General features: G+C 72.1%; 1 protein-coding gene and 1 pseudogene. Both read left to right on the top strand.

Translation table 11 applies throughout. The features are described 5' to 3' along the window. Positions 1-531 (top strand): annotated as a pseudogene (locus ACWGIG_RS21230) (iron-siderophore ABC transporter substrate-binding protein); the annotation flags it as partial. 22 nt (positions 532-553) lie between these two features. Further along, the gene (locus ACWGIG_RS21225) at positions 554-2,632 is read left to right on the top strand and encodes an iron ABC transporter permease (protein WP_453323191.1); all 2,079 of its coding nucleotides are present in this window, start codon (positions 554-556) and stop codon (positions 2,630-2,632) included. Positions 2,633-2,648: the final 16 nt, after the last annotated feature.

Genomic DNA, 2,648 nt, shown 5'->3' with positions numbered 1-2,648 from the left:
GGCACGATGACCAAGAACCTGGACCTGATCGCCAAGGCCACGGGTTCCACGGACAAGGCCGAGAAGCTCAAGAAGGACTTCGACGCCAAGCTCGCCACGGGCAAGCAGGAGCTGGAGAAGGCCGGGCACAAGGGCACGAAGTTCGCCTTCGCCGACGGTTACCTGACGGGCAACAAGGTCTCCATCCGCCCCTTCACCAGCGGTTCGCTGATCGGCGCGGTCAATGACAGGCTCGGCCTGCAGAACCCGTGGAAGGTCGAGGGCGACCCGGCCTACGGCCTCGGCAGCACCGACGTCGAGGGCCTCACCAAGCTCGACAAGGACGCGGAGTTCGCGTACGTCTCCAACGACACGGACAAGAACAGCAACGTGTTCACCGGCGCGCTCGCCGACAACGCGGTGTGGAAGTCCCTGCCGTTCGTGACGGGCAACAAGGTGCACCGCCTGCCCGACGGCGTGTGGATGTTCGGCGGCACCATGTCGATGGAGCAGTACGTCGACTCCGTGGTCACCGCCCTGAAGAAGAAGTGACGACGGGACACGCGTAAACATCATGGCCGTCACCACCACCGCACCCTCCGCCCCCACCACGGCGGCGGTTTCCCGGAAGGGCGGCGCGGTAGCGGTGACGGCCGTGCTCGTCCTGCTGGTCGCCGTCCTCGCCGTCATCGACATCGCCCAGGGCACCGCCCACGTCGGCCCCGCCCAGGTCTGGAAGGCGCTCACCGGGCAGGCCGACCGGAGCGACGCCTCCGTCGTCGTCGCCTCCCGGCTGCCGCGCATGGTCGCCGGCATCCTCGTCGGCGCGGTCCTCGGCATGGCGGGCGCCGCCCTTCAGGCCGTCAGCCGCAACGTACTCGCCTCACCGGACACCCTCGCGGTCAACGCGGGCTCCTACCTGGCGCTCGGACTCGCCTCCGCGACCGGCGTCTCGCTGCCGATGATCGCCTCCTCCGGCGTCGCCTTCGCCGGCGGCCTGGCAGCCGCCGCGATCGTGCTCGGCATGTCAGGACTCGGCGCCGGAACCGTACGGCTGGTCCTGGCGGGCACCGCCCTCACCCTCGGCCTCACCGCCGTCACCGAGGGCCTGCTCCTGCTGTTCCCCGAGGAGACCCACGGGCTGTACGACTGGAACCAGGGCAGCATCGCCCAGAACGGCTTCAGCGGGGTGCTGTGGATGCTGCCCCTCGCCGCCGTCGGACTGACCGGGCTGCTGCTGATCGCCCGCCGGGTCGACGCCCTGGCGCTGGGCGACGACGCCGCGCGCGGTCTGGGAGTGCCCGTACGGGCCACCCGCGTGACCACCGTCGTGCTGTCCGCGCTGCTGTCCGCCGCCGCCGTCACCCTCTGCGGGCCGATCGGCTTCGTCGGACTGTGCGCCCCGGCCGTCGTACGCGTCCTGGCCCGCTACCACCGGGGCTTCGCCCGGGTGCGCCAGAACGTGGCGGTGTCCGCGCTGACCGGCGTCGTCCTCGTACTCGGCTCGGACGTCGTGCTGCGCACCGTGGTGTCGGCGGACACCTCCACGTCCGTGCCGACCGGCGTGGTCACCAGCCTCGTCGGCGCCTGCTTCCTGATCGTCCTGGCGACCAGGGGCCGCGACCTGGGCGCGGAGTCCCCGCCCGACAAGCTCCGCATCCGCAGCCGGGCCTTCTTCCTCACCGCCGCCGCGACACTGGTGGCGGTTCTGATCGGGCTGATCATCGCCTCCGTACTGCTCGGCGACGCCAAGCTGCTGCTCGGCGACGTCGTGAACTGGGCGCAGGGCAATGCGGGCCGGGGCATCTCCTACGTCCTCGACACCAGGGTGCCCCGGGTGCTCGCCGCCCTCCTCGCGGGCGCGGCCCTCGCCCTGGCCGGCACCCTGATCCAGGCCGTGACCCGCAACCCGCTCGCCGAACCCGGAGTCATGGGCGTCTCCGGCGGAGCCGCGCTCGGTGCGGTGATCCTGGTGACGACCGTGCCCATGGCCGGGCCGACGGGCATGGCGGGCGCGGCCTTCGCAGGCGCCGCACTCGCCTCCGTCCTCGTCTTCGGGCTCTCCGCACGCGGCGGCTTCCAGCAGAACCGGCTGGTCCTGGTCGGCATGGGTGTCGCCACCGCGAGCACCGCGCTGATCAGCCTGTTCATCGTCCTGACCGACCCGTTCAACGCCACCAAGGCGCTGACCTGGCTGTCCGGTTCGACGTACGGGCGCACCCTGCCCGATCTGCTGCCGCTCGCCGTCGTGCTGGTGGCCTCAGTCGCCGTGGCGGTCGTCCGGCGCACCGAGCTGGACCTCGTCTCGCTCGACGAGGACACCCCGAGGCTGCTCGGCCTCGGGCTCTCCCGCTCGCGTCTCGGCTTCCTCGCACTCGGCGTCCTGCTGAGCGCGGCGGCCGTCGCCGCCGCCGGAACCATCGCCTTCGTCGGCCTGGTCGCCCCGCACGCCGCACGCGCCCTGGTGGGCCGCCGACATGTACGGGTGGTGCCGGTGGCGATCCTGCTGGGCGCGGTGCTGGTGGGCACGGCGGACGTGGTGGGCCGGACGGTGATCGCACCGGCCCAGCTCGGCGCGGGCCTGGTCACGGCGGTCATCGGCACGCCGTACTTCCTGTGGCTGCTGCTGCGCAGCCGGGGGGCCAACAGGTAGCGGCACGGGGCTCCGC

The organism is Streptomyces sp. NPDC054863 (assembly GCF_053610825.1).
Note: the sequence above shows the minus strand (reverse complement) of the source record. Positions and strands in the feature narration are given on the sequence as shown.